Here is a 14741-nt window from a genome sequence, read left to right as displayed (position 1 = left end):
CTAGGCTGAGGATTCCGGGACGGCCGAGATCTCGAGATGCTCGCCGGTCCAGTGAGCGACCCGGTCTTCACCCCGGACGCGGTCCCAGGAGAATTCCCGCAGGAGCTCGGCCGGAGTTGTGGGGCCGGGGCTGGCGATGAGTCCCGCTGCGAAGGCAAGTACACCGCACAACTGGGTGGACGAGTAGACCTTGCGAAGCGAAGCACTCGAGACCGACCCGTGCAGCTTCGCGAGCTTCTCTCCCTGCCGTTCGAGCAGCAGCATGTGGTGACGGTAGTTGGGCGCCTCCAGTCCCAGGCAGCGCCTGAGAGCCATCTGGGTCGCGCTATTGAACATGAGGTCTCTGCCCCGCACGATTCGTGTCACCCGGCAAGCTGCATCGTCCACGACACCGGCGAGGTGGTAGGCAAAGGCGCCGTCCCTGCGCAACACGATGGGGTCTCCGAAGGCCGCGACTGGATCCTGACGCAGATCGAGGCCGCCCAGGTCAACCGGAGAAACAAAGCCCTCGGGCAGACGCGCGCGCAGGGGATCGGAACTCGCGCGCCAACCGCCCTGCGCCCGGCTGGGGAGTTTGCGCGCGCGGCACCGGTTGTCGTAGCGAAACCCGCCGTCGGGAGTGCGAATTGCGGCCTCGCGGATTTCTGCGCGGGTGCACGAGCACGGGTACAACAAGTTTTTTTGCGCCAGCTGATCGAGCGCCTCGCCGTAGTGGTCGAGTCGGTCCGACTGCACGATCTCGGCATCCCAGTCGAGACCCAGCCAGGCCAGATCGTCGACCATGGCTCGCTGATACTCAGGCTTCGATCGCTCGGGATCCAGGTTCTCGAGACGCAACAAGACACGATCACCCTGAGAACGCGCGTCGAGCCAACACAAGAGCGCGGCGAGTAGCGTCCCGGGATGCGCTGGGCCAGTTGTCGACGGTGCGTATCGCCCAACACCCGAGCCGTGGGGCGCGTTGACAGGTTCTGGCGTCAGATCTCACCTCTCGAGGATTTCATTTTCCGGCCAAGCCTACCGTGGGGCGGCCCAGGGGAAACCTCGTCCCGGCAGCTGATCCGATCCGTAGGGTTTGACCAACGTTCTCAAGCCATTGATACCATAGGGTGTTTTTACGAGTTGGTGCGCTGGGAGTGCCCTGTGTTGCGTTTCGGCGTAATTCGTGCATTCTCATCACTGCGAGGATGCACAACGTATCCAAGCTTCTCCTCAAAGGGGACTTCTAAGCAATGTCAAATTCCACTGAAGTTCTGGTCGTAGCCTCAAAGGTGAAGGGCTACATCAAAGAGAAGGGCGCGATGAAGACCTCATCGAGCGTGCTTGCGGCCCTTTCGGACCGCATCCGAAGCATGTGCGATGACGCCATCGAGAGTGCGCGAAGCGACGGTCGCAAGACTGTGTTGGATCGAGATTTCGGTTAGAGGAAGTTCGAGAACCAAACCAAAAGGCGCTCGAAATGGCGCTGATTGGAGCTTGGAACTCGACCCCGGCCACAGGCTCGAACAGCAAGAACGAAATGAGCCGGTCTAAATGCTCTGCTGCCCAGGGGCGCTCGAAGCCCTTGGGCGGCGGAGCGGTCCTCGCCTTCACACCAGACACGCACGCAGTGCGGCATCAATCGCAGGATGTGCAAACCGGTAGCCCGACGCGAGTGCTCGCTCACACTGCACCCTCTGTCCCGGCGAGATCAACTCAGCGAATTCTCCCAGTGGGAGCCGCAACAGAGCCAACGGGACAGGAATCCGCGCGGGACGCCCCAGGGCCGAGCCCAGGGCGGAAGCAAATTCACCCATACGAACCGTGCCCGGTGCAACCGCATTGACGGGGCCACTGAGGGCACGCTCCTTGTAGCCGGCGTGATCGGCTTCGCGCCGGGGATGAACTGCATGCATTAGCAATCCGAGAGCATCGCTCTCGTGAATCCACGGGAACCAGCGCTCTCTAGGTCCCACTGGGCCGCCCAGACCCAGACGAAATGGCGGTAGCATCTTTGCGAGCGCACCGCCCCGGGCGCTCAGGACGACGCCAAAGCGCATACAGACGACGCGCAGGGTCTCGCTCGCGCATGCAAGTGCCGCAGCTTCCCATTCGCAACACAGTCGCGCGAGAAAATCGTCTCCCGGGGCTGCATCCTCGGCGAGTTGCTCCTCACCTCGCATTCCGTAGTAGCCCGTCGCCGATGCGTTGACCCAGACCTTGGGCGGGTTCGCGCAGGTCGAGAGGGTCTGCCCGATCAACCGCGTGCTGTCGACCCGGCTCGCGAGGAGTCGGGCCTTGCGCGCCCGAGTCCAGCGACCGCTGGCAATCGATTCCCCCGCCAGATGGACGATCGCGAACGCTCCGTCGATCTCTTTTTGCCATGGGCCCGGGAGTGCAGGGTCGCCAACGATCCAGCGGGGCGAATCTTTCGCGGCGGGCGGTGGCTTGCGACTGAGCGCGGTGACTTCGTCGCCCCGACGCAGCAGCGCAGCGCAGAGGCCGCTACCGACGAGACCCGTTGCGCCGGTGACGAAGATCCGCACCCCCTCAGTCGCCCTTCTCGTCGGGCACGCGAATATCGACTTCGTCGCTGCGTTGGGCTGGATCGAATGCGAGGGCGAGCATGAACTCCGCGACGAACTCGATCGAGTTGAACGTGTCGTCGCGCTTCATTTCGAGAAAGCGATCGAGGGAAGGAAAGTCTTCGGCGGAGGTAGCGCGAATCAGCGTATGCATCTCGGTATCGACTACGCCGGGCGCGATCGCGTGCGCGCGCAACCCGCTGCCCGCCTCTTCGAGGGCAATGCACTGGGTCAGGAGCGCCACGCCGGCTTTGCTCGCGCAATAGGCCGACCAACCCGCATAGCCCCCCCAGGCAGCCCCCGAGGAGAGATTGAGCAACACACCACTTTCCGAACGCGAACGCACATGTTGTACGTAGATCCGGCTGCCCAGAAACACACCCGTGAGATTGATGTCGATGTGTTCGCGGAAATCCGCGACCGATACGTCGCGCAAGGATGCGATCGGAGACAAGACACCGGCGTTGTTGATCCACAGATCGATCGCGCCAAAGCGCTCCGCTACCTCGTCGGCGAAGCCCTGCATGCCTGCTTCGTCGCGGACATCCAACGAGCGGGCGATCACGTCTTCACTCGAGGGCATCGCGGGCGCGCTGCGCGAACACAGACCCAGGCGCATGCCGTGACCCGCAAAGTGCTCGGCCAGACCCGCCCCGATCCCGCGGCTCGTGCCCGTAATGACCGCGGTTCGGCCCTTCAGATCGAGAGAACTCAACTCAGTGCCTCCTCAGCCGGGCTTGCTGCGCGCCGATGCTGGTCAATCTGGACAAAGATTGGCCAGATCCGCACCGCTCGGATTCTGGAAGATCCTGATCCCGAACTCTGGAGCGATGGCGAGAAAGTGATCGAAAATGTCCGATTGGATGCCTTCGTAGTTGGCCCAGACGATGTCGTTGGTAAAACAATAGACCTCGATCGGCAGCCCTTCGGGACTCGGGCTCAATTGGCGCACCATCAGAGTTCGATCCTGATGGATCTTTGGATGGCAGCGAAGATAGTTGAGCATATAGGCGCGCAGTGTCCCCAGATTCGTCAACCTGCGAATGTCGGCGTTGATCGAGGTGTCTCGCCCGGGTTCGGCGTTGTGAGTTGAAAGTTCGACGTTTTTATCGTCGAAGTAGCCCCGCAGGAGCGCGAACTTCGAGAACTTTTCGATCTCGCCGGGTTCCAGAAATCGAGCGCTGGTGACATCGACAAAAAGCGACCGCTTGATGCGACGCGATTTGGAGTCGGACATGCCGCTCCAGTTTTTGAACGAAGAACTGATGAACGCATAGGTGGGAACGGTCGTGATGGTTTTGTCCCAGTTCTGGATCTTGACGGTGTTGAGCGTGATGTCGATCACGTCGCCATCGGCTCCGTAGTTCGGCATCTCGACCCAGTCACCAATATTAAGCAATCGATTGTTGGTGATCTGGATACTCGCAACGAGAGACAACAGGGTGTCCTTGAAGACGATCAGGACAACGGCGGAGATCGCCCCGAGGCCGCTCAAGAAGATCACGGGCGAGCGATCCATCAGGATCGACACCGCCAGGATGGTACCGATGACATAGCTGGCGAGGCGGATGAACCCGAGATAGCCCCCGATCGGTCGCTGTCCGACTTCGGGCAACTGCGCGTAGATCTCGTGCACGGCATCGAGAAAAGCACTCACCACGACAGCCAACAGGACCGTTGCGAATGCGAGGGACGCCCGCTGCAGCACGAGTCCGACGGTCGAATGCAGTTCCAGCACCTGGACCCCGAAGTAGATCACGAGGACGGGTGCGAGGTTGGCAATGCGATAAAAGAAGCGAGCGTTCACGAGCGCATCGTCCCAGTGGTTGCTGCTCCGACTCGCCACGCCGCGCATCAAGCGCAGCATCCAGCGTCCCGCTACGAAGTTGGCGATCCATCCAAGCAGGGCGAGCGCCCCCACTCCTAGCACCTGGGAGATGATTGGCTGCTCGCGGCTGAAGTTTCCCGCCAGTTCTTGCAGATCCACTGCGATCTCCCTATCGATGGGCGGGACTCCGATATCACCGGGCTCCCGCCAGACGTCCCCACAGTCCTCGCTCCAACCCGTGTCGGGAACCGGCCACCGACCCTATACTGAACCAGCCGGCAGCGAAAATTGGATCCCATGGAGTTAGACCACATATTCATCAAGGGTGCCCGCGAGCACAACCTCAAGAACATCAACGTCAAGATCCCCAAGAAAAAGTTGTCGGTGATGACCGGAGTCTCCGGCTCCGGCAAGTCCTCTCTGGCCTTCGACACCCTCTACGCCGAAGGTCAGCGACGCTACGTTGAATCGCTCTCCGCCTATGCGCGCCAGTTTCTCGGCCAGATGGAGAAACCAAAGTACGAGACAATTCGCGGGTTGTCGCCCACGATTTCCATCGAACAGAAGACCACGGGGTCGAATCCTCGTTCGACGGTCGGCACGATCACCGAGATTTCCGACTACCTCCGGGTCCTCTTCGCTCGCGTCGGGCTTCAGCATTGTCACCTGTGCGGGAAAAAGGTGACCGGCCAGACGGCAGAGCAAATTGGCAAAGAGCTGCTCGCCCAGGCGCCGGGAGAGCGCTTGATCCTGCTTTCGTCGCTGCTCGCGAATCGCAAGGGTGAACACCGCGAACTTCTCGCTGACATGCGTCGGGCCGGCTACCTGCGCCTGCGCGTCGATGGGGAAATGGTGATGAGCGAGGACATCGAATCCCTCGACAAGCGCCGCAAGCACAACGTCGATGTCGTGATCGATCGTCTGATCCTCGAGCCCAAGAATCGTTCGCGAATCAACGAATCCGTCGAGAAGGCCCTCGAAGTGGGCAACGGAATATTGACGGCAATCACCGGCAGCGGAAAGAAGCAGGGCGAAGTCGAGCGGACGTTCTCCGAGAGCGCCGCTTGCGGCGACTGCGGAGTGAGCTTTCCCGAACTCACCCCCCAATTGTTTTCATTCAACAGTCCCCAGGGCATGTGTTCGGACTGCAATGGTCTGGGCGTGCGCGTGGAGATCGACCCCGAGTTGGTGGTGCCCGACCCGGAACTCAGCATCGACCAGGGCGCGGTCAAGCCCTGGGGTAACAAGGTCAGTGAGAAGACCGGCTGGAGCACGGGGTTCCGCGCCCAGATCGTCGCCTATCTCGGCGTCGATCCGCACAAACGCTGGCGCTCGCTTCCGAAGCGCCAACGCGAAGCGCTGCTCTACGGGACCGGCGATCGGCGCTACAAGCTTTCCTGGCAGGGCAAGAGTAGTCATGGGAGTTTCAACTCGACCTGGGAGGGCGCGATCCCCCGGTTGATGCGCCGCTTCACCGAGGCGAAGAGCGACCGGGCCAAGCGCTGGTACGGCCAGTGGCTTGCCAATACAGACTGTTCGACTTGCGGCGGCACGCGTCTTCGCGCCGAAGCGGCGGCGGTACGGGTCAGCGGGAAGAGCATTGTCGAGATTTCGAACCTGACGGTCAACGACGCTCGTCAATTCTTCAGCGACCTCAAACTCAAGGGCGCGGCCAAAGAGATCGCCATCGAAATCTTGAAAGAGATTCGCGCAAGGCTCGATTTCCTTGGGGCGGTTGGGCTCGGGTATCTCTCACTCGATCGCTCGGGTCCGTCTCTCTCGGGCGGAGAGTCCCAGCGCATTCGCCTTGCAAGTCAGGTGGGATCGGACCTGACAGGTGTGATCTACATCCTCGACGAGCCCTCGATCGGATTGCATCAGCGCGACAACCGCCGCTTGCTCAATACGCTGTTGCGCATGCGTGACATCGGCAACACGGTGGTGGTGGTCGAACACGACGAAGAGACGATCCGGGCCGCCGATTGGGTGATCGACTTTGGGCCGGGGGCCGGGGTTGCCGGGGGCCAGATTGTCCACGCGGGCACACCGAAAAGTCTCGAGCGGTGCAAAAAATCGATCACGGGCGCCTACCTGTCGAATCGAAAACGCATCGAGATTCCCAGCAAGCGGCGCAGCGCCAAGGGCAGCCTCAAGATCAGCGGCGCCCGGGAAAACAATTTGCGGAATATCGATGTCGAACTCCCACTCGGTGTGCTGACCGCGGTCACTGGGGTTTCGGGGGCCGGGAAATCAACCCTCGTCAACGACATCCTGCATCCCGCGCTGTCGCGCAAATTCCATGCTTCGACCAAGCGAATCGGCAAGCACAGCACGATCACCGGAACCGAACAGCTCGACAAGGTGATCGGCATCGACCAGCGGCCCATCGGACGCACCCCGCGCAGCAACCCGGCGACCTATATCAAGGTATTCGATGAAATCCGCCGCTTCTTCGCCCAGTTGCCCGACGCGCGCATCCACGGCTACAAACCCGGACGCTTCTCATTCAACGTCAAAGGCGGGCGCTGTGAAGCCTGTGAAGGCGACGGGGTTCGCAAGATCGAGATGCACTTCCTGGCGGACGTCTTCGTGCGCTGTGAAGAGTGCCAGGGAAAGCGCTTCAACGAAGCAACCCTCGCGGTGAAGTACAAGGGGTTGAACATCGCCGACGTGCTCGATCTCACGGTGTTCGAGGCAATGGAGATCTTTGCAGTCCACCGCAAGATCCACGGTCCACTCGAGCTGCTGTCGCGAGTCGGGCTCGACTACTTACCCCTGGGTCAACCCTCTCCGACGCTTTCGGGGGGTGAAGCCCAGCGGATCAAGCTCGCGCGCGAGCTCTCCAAGCGGGCCTCCGGGCGGACGCTCTATATCCTGGACGAACCCACGACCGGCTTGCACTTCGAAGACGTACGCAAGCTTCTCGTCGTGCTCGAGGAACTGGTCGACGCCGGCAATTCAGTGGTGGTGATCGAGCACAATCTCGACGTCATCAAGCGCGCCGACTGGATCCTCGATCTCGGACCCGAGGGGGGGCCGGAGGGCGGAGAGTTGATCGCCCAGGGAACACCCGAGCAAGTGAGCCGAATACGCGCCTCACACACTGGACGATATCTTCAGAAGCTCCTGAAATCCGCGCGCCGGCCCAAGAAGAGAGCAAGTCGGGCCAAAACGGGGAAACGGCAAGCCTGATTTTTTTAACCCCTTGCTGGGGGGAACCGCTGTGGTTTTGGCCCTGTCCAACCGTCACGACCCTCTGTCGAACCGAGCCACTAAGGAATTGATTGATGCATCGCAGTCGCACGAACACTCTCATTGGCGCGATATGCCTGATCTCGCTGGCATTCGCCTCCATGCAAGCCGCAGCGGCCGAAGCTGCGAAGAAGGAAGACAACATCCTGTATGTCCTGGGGGTTGCGATGTCCCAGGGTCTCCATTCCTTTGGCCTCGTAGGTGCCGACCTCGAGGTAGTGCTCGACGGAATCAAGGACGGCGTCACGGGGGCGGCGAGTCACGTCAATACCCGGGAGTACATGAGCCAGATCCAGGCTCTTCGTAAGCAGCGCGGAGCCGCAGTGGTCGAAGCGGAGAAGAAGATGTCGGTCATGTTTCTCGCTGCTGCCGCCAAGGAACCGGGTGCGAAGAAGTACGATTCGGGTCTCGTGCTGACGACCATCAGCGAGGGAAGCGGTCCGTCGCCCACTCCCACGGACAAGGTGAAGGTTCACTATCACGGCACCCTGCGAAATGGCAACGTCTTCGACAGCTCGGTCGAGCGCGACCAGCCGGTGACGCTCCCCTTGAACGGCGTGATCGCGTGCTGGACCGAAGCCGTCACCATGATGAAGGTCGGGGGCAAGAGCAAACTGGTTTGCCCGTCAGAGATCGCCTACGGCGATCGAGGCAGCCCGCCCACCATCCCGGGTGGTGCGACGTTGGTCTTCGAGGTTGAGTTGCTGGAGATCGTTGGAGCCGCTCAGCGCTGAGCAGTGCCTCGCTGAAGGGTGGATCGAGGGTCTTCGCTCCCCGGTTCGAACAATAGTCCCCAGTCCACAATGTCGTTCACGCTGCCGGACGTTCGCTTCGGTGTGGCGAACATTTCGACCAAACTGCGCTGCGCTTCCATTGGAAATGCGATCTGATTCGAGACTTGAATCTGGTGCATCGAATCATTCCGCACGGCTATGGGTCGATCTCGCCGCGTATTTTGATATTTGTTCTTGGCGAGTTGCGCCCTGAGGGACGGCGGAGGCCCGACTTCAACGCGCAAGGTCGCATGGCTTCTCCGGGACTTGGATTGACCGGCGGCCCCAACTTCGACCAGTTGTACCATCCCCCCCGCGAAGATGGTCAGCCCTGCCACAATGCAGAAGGGCGTCAGGGCATCGACGATCCTTCGCCGCAGACTCCGCCGACGGCGTCGCATCCGGCGGCGCACCGGCTGGGGAAAGGATTCGGCGGCGAGCGACGACAACGCCGCCGCTTCCTTTGAAGCAAGCGTCACGGAATCACTGGGACTGCTTTCCACGCTCGATCTCCGAGACGGTACCAATAGGGACAAAGGCGCAGCCGAGTTTCGGCTGGGCCTAGGTCCGTATCGGATCTTTCCGGGATCATCTTGATTAACGGTCGGCGGTTCCACTATGCGTGGAAAAGCGTGTGCCCTACTTCAATCGTGGAGGGTTCAGTCGCCCTCGTCCGCGCGGTGAACTTGAAGGTGACGCTGCTCGACGCGCGACTCGAACTCGAAATTTTCTGCGGACAGCGCGGCTTCCGGGTCTAGCCCCAGGTTGCGGGCCGCGTCTACGCACCTGGACAAGATCTGCCCCAGCATTCGATTGGCTTGCGGGTGCTGGGCATCGTCGCCGCGCCTGGCTTCCCGGACCAGGACCTCGAGTGCGCTGTCGAAGGCCGACAGATCGAACTCTCCGTTCGACTTTGATTCGGGCTGTGGCTCCAGATCTGACGACGTCGAGCAGGAAAGCCGCGACGCGCGTTTGTGTAACTTGGCCGCACGGGCGAGGGCGGGCAGCGCTCGCGGGATTCCTTCGAAGGGGCTCGCGGGTTCGTCCTTCGCAGCCGCCCGCTTCGCGCGTTCGTGCGCTTTGCTCTCCTCCCAAAAACGGGTCTGATCTGCTGTTGTGCGGAATGGCTCGCGCTCGCCGCCGCGCTCGGGGTCGCCAAACACGTGCGGATGACGGCGAATCAGCTTGCCGCAGATCGCGGCCGCGACATCGTCGAAGGCAAAGTGGCCCGCTTCGTCCGCCATTTGTGCATGAAAGACGACTTGCAACAGCAGATCCCCAAGCTCATCACACAGCGACTCCATGTCATTCATGCGAATGGCGTGATCGACCTCGTACGCCTCCTCGAGGGTATAGGGGGCGATCGAGTCAAAGGTCTGCTCGACATCCCAGGGGCAGCCGTCCGCGGGGTCGCGCAGCCGCGCCATGATTTCGAGCAGCTCCCGAATTGGAGACGATTTCGAATCCGACATCGATGCGAGTATGAAGACCCGGAGCCTGCGATGCAACGAGCATGAGCGTGGTTGGCAGCGCGACTGCAGCAAAGATTCGCAAAGACGCAGTCCCGACGCGGCATCTCAATTTGAAATGCTCTCGGGTCGATACACCTACAAGCGCTTCGATCGTATGCCGCCCGCTGCTTCGCCGGCCCGTTGACAGATCGTCGACACTGGCGATGTGAGCCTGAAAAGCAAGGAGCCTGGATGGACGTTCCCGACAGCATCCCGATTCCTGTACAGCCCGAGCCCCAGAAGAACCTCATCCCCGCCGCGGTCAAACGCTCGGAGCCCCCCATCTTCGACCCCGAAAGGGATGGCAGTGGCGAGGGGCACCGGAAGAAGCGCAGAACGCGGCGCGACCCCACTGCGACTTCCCATGAGCATGAGCCCGAGAATCAGGATCCCGCAGGCGAACCAGACCGCGGTAGCCGCATCAACATTCGCGCCTGAATTCGGTGCTACGACGAAAAGTTCGCACCCGCGCCCAGGCTGGGTAGTGCACGGGATGATGACGGCGAAACGGGGCGTTCACCGGAGGTGATCACAATCTGCATCCAATGTGCAGAGACCACCGGATCACGTCGCTCGCACTGGGGTTTCGCCTCTCTCGCAGATCACCGGCATGGTGATTGCACTGTAGATCCACATGTCTGTTGCAAAGATACTCATCGAGGAAATAGAGGCCTTCGCGGTCCGGAACCCCGGACACCAGAACTCAGCGGATGTCCTGCTCAAAGCCGTCAGGAAGATCGACACCCAATTTACCGGCGAAACCAGGGACATGCTGCTGAGCGAAGCTCGCCACACATTCCTTCAGCAAATCCAGACACTCGAGACCGCCGAACGGACTTTGGAATCGCTCAAGACGCTCCAGACCAACCAGAAAAAGCTCGTGGAGGCGCTGAAGAGGCTGGCGATGCAGCGACCTGAGGGCGCGACACTTCACTGAGTCGAACTCTTTGCTCGGTGACGAACTCAGCGCTTCATCAGGGAGACCGAGACGGAGAAGAAGCGAGACTCCATCTTGGTAACCGAGATTTCTTCGACCTCAAAATCGACACTTACGGTCACGAAGCCCGAGGCATAGTAGAACTCGTAGCTCGGCCCCATCACGAGGGCGGGGCAAGAGATCCCGTCAATCGAGATCTCGCTGGGCTCGAGGGCGTCCTTGAATGAGCCCGAGATCATGTTCCCGACTTCACCGACGGCGTCGAGTATCTCTTCGCTGAACTCGGTGGGCTTCTCGCCCAGCAGTCCTTCCGTCAGCAGGTAGGCGACTTCCTTCGGCATGTTGAGGGTCAACGTCCCAACCCATTCACCCATCAGCCCCACCAATACACTGAGGCCGTGCTTTGAGGCCGGAAACCTTGAACATCCGACAGCTGTCGGGTCGACGCCTGTCATTTGAAGGCCCATCTTGGTTGCCTTGATCAGCGCTTCCAGGACCGTGGTGTTGATCTCGATGTGGGGTGCGATGTTCTCAGTCGACATGTCGATTCCAACTCCTTGCGAATTTGCCGTAGGTGTTGGAATTCATCGGCGAGCGTGTGCTGTCAGCTTGAGTCGAAAACAGCGATTCTGAAGAATGGAGCAGGTCTCAGCTTTCGAGAAGGGGCTCGAAGCGCGACTTCTCTGTGGCCTTCATATAGGCGTCCTGGGCGGTGATCACTCCGGCCTTTGCGTGCTCGAACAACACGTCATCCATCGCCTGCATGCCGTCCTTCTTGCCCGCCTGCATGATGGAATACAGCATTTGAGTGTTGCCTTCGCGGATCACGTTGGGCAGTCCCGGAGTCTTCAGCAGGATCTCGTTGCACGCGATGCGCCCCTTGCCGTCGGCGGTCGGAAGCAGCAACTGAGAGATGATCCCCGCGAGCGATTCAGAGAGACTCATCCTCACCATGTTCTGCTCTTCTGCGGGAAAGGCGTCGATGATGCGATCAATCGTTTTGGCTGCATTGTTGGTGTGGAGGGTCGCGAAGACCAACATTCCCATTTCTGCCGCGGTAATGGCCAACGCGATGGTCTCTCGCTCCCGCATTTCGCCGACGAGGATCACGTCTGCGTCCTGCCGAATCGCCGAGCGCAACGCGGGTCCAAAGCCCTGAGTGTGCAGCCCCACTTCGCGGTGTGAGAATATGCAGCCGCGATTCTGGTGGACGAACTCGACGGGATCCTCGATCGTCACAATGTGCTTCGAGGTCGTTTTGTTGATCTTGTCGATGATCGCCGCCAGGGTGGTCGACTTACCAGAACCCGTGGGTCCCGTGACCAGCACGAGTCCACTCTCGAGCTCTGCAAGATCTTCGATCGATTGTTTGAGCTTGAGCTTCTCGATCGAGATGATTTCTTCTGGAATGATCCGAAAAACTGCGCCCGCGCCGTTTTGCTGAACGAAGTAGTTGGCGCGGTAGCGCGCCACACCCTCGAGGCCGTATGCAAAGTCGACATCCTGGGTCTCGATGTATTCTTGCCAGTGCCTTGGACTTGCGATCTCCTTGAGCAGCTCTCGCAGCCCCTCATCCGTAAGGACATCCTTGCCCTCGATCACCCGGATCTGCCCCTTGATGCGAACCCGGGGCTGGAGGCCTGTGGCCATGTGGAGATCTGAGCAGTCGTGTTCCTTCAAATAGATCAGAAGCTCGTCGAGCTGCGCCATGGTGGTCTCCTGCATCTGGCCCTGGCCAGTCGATCTGGCATCAAGCCGTAATGAGCTTCTTGTCTTCGGCGATTCGCAGCGCCTCTTCCCGGGCGATCTGGCCGCTGCGCACCAACTCGCTGAGCGATTGCTCGAGCAGGTACATACCGTGGGCTCCACCGGTCTGAATCGCCGATCGAATCTGGATCGTCTTTTCGTCTCGGATCAGGTTTCCGATCGCCTTGTTGATGACCAGCATCTCGAGGGCCGGAACCCGTCCACTTCCATCGGCGGCCACCACGAGCCGCTGCGAGATTACGCAGCGCAATGACTCCGAGAGCATGGTGCGAACCTGGCCTTGCTGATTGGAGGGGAACGCGCCGATCATTCGACTGATGGTGCGCACTGCGCTCGATGTATGCAGCGTAGCGAGCACAAAGTGACCGGTCTCCGCGGCAGTCATCGCCAGTGAAATAGTCTCGAGATCGCGCAGCTCTCCAATCACGATTACGTCGGGATCCTCGCGCAGAGCAGCACGCAAGGCGCGTGCAAAACTCGACGTGTGGCGCCCCGCGTGACGCTGATTGACCAGGCAGCGCTTCGATGGATGAACGTACTCGATCGGATCTTCGATCGTGAGGATGTGTTCGTCCCGCTCTTCGTTGATCAAGTTGACAAGCGCCGCCATGGTCGACGACTTGCCGCAACCGGCGGGCCCCGTGATCAAGACCATGCCCTGGTGATAATTGGTGTGCTTGGCCAGCGCGCTGGGCAGACCGAGTTGATCCAGCGTCGGAGGATCAGCGGGAATGGCACGATAAACGGCATCGAAGCCGCGTTGCTGTCGATAGATGTTGGTGCGGAATCGGCCGACGCCTTCGACGTCGTAGCACATGTCGAGTTCACCAAACCGGCACAGTTCCTCGCGCTGGGCTGAGGTGAGCCCCGCGCTGACCATGCGCTCGGTCGCCGCGGCATCGAGCTTTGAACCATTCACTTCTTGCAGCGCCCCGTTGATTCGCACTTGGGTAGGAGCTCCGGAGTGGAGATGAATATCGCTCGCGCCTTTGCTGAACGCGTCGCGGAGAACGTTGTGAAGTTGGTCCAGGTCCGCCTGGCTGGGGTCTGCGATCGTGAGATTGAGAGAAGCTCTATCGTCGTCGTCAAACTCGACGGGTGCTGCCTGCACCTTGGGTTCGGTTCGCGGCGGCGCGGGGGCATCGCTGGGCACAACGACCTGCGCTTGGATGGTCTCGATCTTGGCGAAGGCTTGCCGCGGAGGTTCTGCCGCGGCAGCGGCTGCCGCCGGCTCCGCTTTCGCATCTTCGAGGGTCGGGGTCGGCTGTTCTTGTGATGCTGGTTGGGGTACTGGTCGTGGTGCTGGTTTTGCTTGCGGTATCGGTTCCTGAACCGGCGCGGCGCCGGGCGCTACGGGTTGCTCGACCTGTCGAGGTGGCCGCAAGGGAGATTCGGCTACGGTTCTCCCGCTCGCGGCCTGTTTCGCGCGATGTTTGATCACCAGATCGCGCTGCAGTTTCTTGAGCTTCTCGATCTGTGCTTCGTCGACGAAGCCGAGTTTGACAAAGATGTCTCCGAGCCGCCGCTCGGGATCGCGGCCCTGCTCGCGGGTCGCTTCCTGAAGCTGCTCCATGGTGATCATCTTGCACTGGATCGCAAGACGACCGATCAGGTGTACGGGCTGCTTTGTGGTCATCGTGAGGGGGTATCGGCAATCCGGGATGTGGCGTTGAGCAGCTCGCTCGGAAATTACGAATTCGCTTGGGGCGCGAGGTTCGTGGTTCCAGCGAAAACCGAAGAATCCGTCATTGCCACCCGCCTCACATGCTAAGGTCGGCCGCCCATGACTTCCCCCCTACCAGCCCTGGCCGGATTCCAGCGGCGACACCTGCGCAAGCTTGCCCACGGCAAGAAAGCCATCGTTGTAGTCGGCGAAGCGGGGATTAGCGATCAGGTGATCTCGGCCCTCGATCAGGCGCTGACCGATCACGAACTGGTCAAGATCAAGTTGCCGGGTGCTGAGGGCAAGAAAGAGCTGGGGGCGGAATTGGCCAAGCGCAGCGGCGCCCACCTGTGCGGGCTCGTGGGCCATATGGCGATTCTGTTTCGCCCCGATCCGGAAGAGCCTCGCATCGAGTTGCCCACTCGCAGCTCGGCCTGATCGCGATC

Annotated in this window: 15 protein-coding genes; 6 read left to right on the top strand and 9 right to left on the bottom strand. The window is 60.8% G+C overall.

All coding sequences use genetic code 11. The annotated features are described in order from the left end of the window. Complete coding sequence (locus tag IH881_04815) at positions 1-981, bottom strand: hypothetical protein (GenBank protein MCH7866995.1); 981 nt, start codon at positions 979-981, stop codon at positions 1-3. Positions 982-1232: 251 nt separating this feature from the next. Here IH881_04815 and IH881_04810 point away from each other — a divergent pair, with 251 nt between their 5' ends. Further along, a complete protein-coding gene (locus IH881_04810) occupies positions 1233-1424 on the top strand; it encodes a hypothetical protein (protein ID MCH7866994.1) in 192 nt (63 codons plus the stop codon). A 165-nt stretch (positions 1425-1589) separates the two neighbouring features. Here the strand turns inward: IH881_04810 and IH881_04805 are convergent, their stop codons facing one another. Genes IH881_04805 through IH881_04795 form a run of 3 tightly spaced genes read right to left on the bottom strand, consistent with a single transcriptional unit; the run spans position 1590 to position 4551 of the window. Further along, positions 1590-2525, bottom strand: a complete 936-nt coding sequence (locus IH881_04805; GenBank protein ID MCH7866993.1) for a TIGR01777 family protein — start codon at positions 2523-2525, stop codon at positions 1590-1592. 4 nt (positions 2526-2529) lie between these two features. Beyond that, positions 2530-3279, bottom strand: a complete 750-nt coding sequence (locus IH881_04800; GenBank protein MCH7866992.1) for an SDR family oxidoreductase — start codon at positions 3277-3279, stop codon at positions 2530-2532. Positions 3280-3321: 42 nt separating this feature from the next. Then, positions 3322-4551: a mechanosensitive ion channel gene (locus tag IH881_04795; protein ID MCH7866991.1), complete on the bottom strand. Its 1230-nt coding sequence runs from the start codon at positions 4549-4551 to the stop codon at positions 3322-3324. 138 nt (positions 4552-4689) lie between these two features. Between IH881_04795 and uvrA the strand changes: the two genes are divergently transcribed. Further along, positions 4690-7584: an excinuclease ABC subunit UvrA gene (gene uvrA / locus IH881_04790; GenBank protein MCH7866990.1), complete on the top strand. Its 2895-nt coding sequence runs from the start codon at positions 4690-4692 to the stop codon at positions 7582-7584. Between the two features lie 95 nt (positions 7585-7679). Further along, a complete protein-coding gene (locus IH881_04785) occupies positions 7680-8378 on the top strand; it encodes an FKBP-type peptidyl-prolyl cis-trans isomerase (protein MCH7866989.1) in 699 nt (232 codons plus the stop codon). Here the strand turns inward: IH881_04785 and IH881_04780 are convergent. Together IH881_04780 and mazG are read right to left on the bottom strand one after the other, a co-directional pair. Then, the gene (locus IH881_04780; GenBank protein MCH7866988.1) at positions 8369-8920 is read right to left on the bottom strand and encodes a hypothetical protein; all 552 of its coding nucleotides are present in this window, start codon (positions 8918-8920) and stop codon (positions 8369-8371) included. The genes IH881_04785 and IH881_04780 overlap by 10 nt on opposite strands. 156 nt (positions 8921-9076) lie before the next feature. Beyond that, complete coding sequence (gene mazG / locus IH881_04775) at positions 9077-9844, bottom strand: nucleoside triphosphate pyrophosphohydrolase (GenBank protein MCH7866987.1); 768 nt, start codon at positions 9842-9844, stop codon at positions 9077-9079. 276 nt (positions 9845-10120) lie between these two features. Between mazG and IH881_04770 the strand changes: the two genes are divergently transcribed. Beyond that, entirely contained in the window at positions 10121-10366 is a 246-nt protein-coding gene (locus IH881_04770) for a hypothetical protein (GenBank protein ID MCH7866986.1), read from the top strand. Between the two features lie 196 nt (positions 10367-10562). Then, entirely contained in the window at positions 10563-10865 is a 303-nt protein-coding gene (locus tag IH881_04765) for a hypothetical protein (GenBank protein ID MCH7866985.1), read from the top strand. Positions 10866-10891: 26 nt separating this feature from the next. Here the strand turns inward: IH881_04765 and IH881_04760 are convergent, their stop codons facing one another. From IH881_04760 to IH881_04750, 3 genes are all read right to left on the bottom strand, one after another. Continuing rightward, positions 10892-11407: a chemotaxis protein CheX gene (locus tag IH881_04760; GenBank protein ID MCH7866984.1), complete on the bottom strand. Its 516-nt coding sequence runs from the start codon at positions 11405-11407 to the stop codon at positions 10892-10894. A gap of 106 nt (positions 11408-11513) precedes the next feature. Beyond that, on the bottom strand, positions 11514-12575 hold the full coding sequence (locus IH881_04755; protein MCH7866983.1) for a PilT/PilU family type 4a pilus ATPase: 1062 nt from the start codon (positions 12573-12575) through the stop codon (positions 11514-11516). A gap of 40 nt (positions 12576-12615) precedes the next feature. Continuing rightward, entirely contained in the window at positions 12616-14205 is a 1590-nt protein-coding gene (locus IH881_04750; protein ID MCH7866982.1) for a PilT/PilU family type 4a pilus ATPase, read from the bottom strand. 210 nt (positions 14206-14415) lie between these two features. Here IH881_04750 and IH881_04745 point away from each other — a divergent pair, with 210 nt between their 5' ends. Continuing rightward, positions 14416-14733, top strand: a complete 318-nt coding sequence (locus tag IH881_04745) for a YhbY family RNA-binding protein (GenBank protein MCH7866981.1) — start codon at positions 14416-14418, stop codon at positions 14731-14733. The last annotated feature ends 8 nt before the right edge of the window (positions 14734-14741 follow it).

The sequence above is a fragment of the Myxococcales bacterium genome, from assembly GCA_022563535.1.
In the GTDB taxonomy this organism is placed as follows: Bacteria; Myxococcota_A; UBA9160; order UBA9160; family UBA4427; genus DUBZ01.
Note: the sequence above shows the minus strand (reverse complement) of the source record. Positions and strands in the feature narration are given on the sequence as shown.